The sequence below is a fragment of the Ruegeria sp. C5 genome, from assembly GCF_056537605.1.
On sequence record NZ_JBQFRX010000022.1, the window covers coordinates 1 to 659 of the forward strand.

A 659-nucleotide genomic window follows, 5' to 3' on the forward strand; every position below is an offset into this window, starting at 1 on the left:
CACTCGGTCGCTTTTTGGGACTGAAGATATGAACCGTCAAAGCGAAATCCTGAATCAGGTCGGCGGTTTGATAGACAATGGAAAGATCAGATCCACAGCGACCGATACACTTGGTAGGATCAATGCTACAAACTTAATGAAAGCGCATGCTATCCTCGAAAGCGGAAAAGCCAAAGGTAAGCTTGTGCTTGAGGGTTTTTAATGAGAATTGAACGGCTGGATCATGTGAATATTGTGACGACTAGGTTGCCTGAGATGGTTACTTGGTATGAAAATGTCCTGGGTTTGAAACCCGGGGCCCGCCCCGATTTTCCGTTTCCCGGAGCATGGTTGTATACGGGTGATGACGCCGTGGTTCATCTTGTGGGTCACGAAGGAACACCTAACGTTGGCTCCGAAGTGAAGCTCAAGCTCGAGCATTTTGCGCTCTCAGCCACGGGGTTGAGCGCATTCGAAGAAAAACTGATCTCGAGTCAGACCCAGTATCGCAAAACTGAAGTCCCTGGGACTCGGATGGTCCAAATCCACGTGGCCGATCCTGATGGGAATCATATTCATATTGACTTCGATGACACCGAGTAATTGGCCAACTCTCGAAATAGTCGGAGCACAAAATCAAGCTCGCAACTTCTTGTCGATTAGTAATTGAGATTCTTGCC

General features: G+C 48.1%; 2 protein-coding genes. Both read left to right on the forward strand.

Going from position 1 to position 659, the window contains the following annotated elements; all coding sequences use genetic code 11:
- On the forward strand, positions 1-202 hold a 202-nt coding region (locus tag ACR0AW_RS21195; protein ID WP_480439660.1), incomplete at its 5' end, for a zinc-binding dehydrogenase.
- Positions 202-582, forward strand: a complete 381-nt coding sequence (locus ACR0AW_RS21200; protein WP_480615281.1) for a VOC family protein — start codon at positions 202-204, stop codon at positions 580-582. The genes ACR0AW_RS21195 and ACR0AW_RS21200, both read left to right, overlap by 1 nt.
- The last annotated feature ends 77 nt before the right edge of the window (positions 583-659 follow it).

What these genes read in the sequence shown, in the direction of transcription:
- ACR0AW_RS21200 (WP_480615281.1), top strand. Translation starts at nt 202, where the DNA reads ATGAGAATTGAACGGCTGGATCATGTGAATATTGTGACGACTAGGTTG.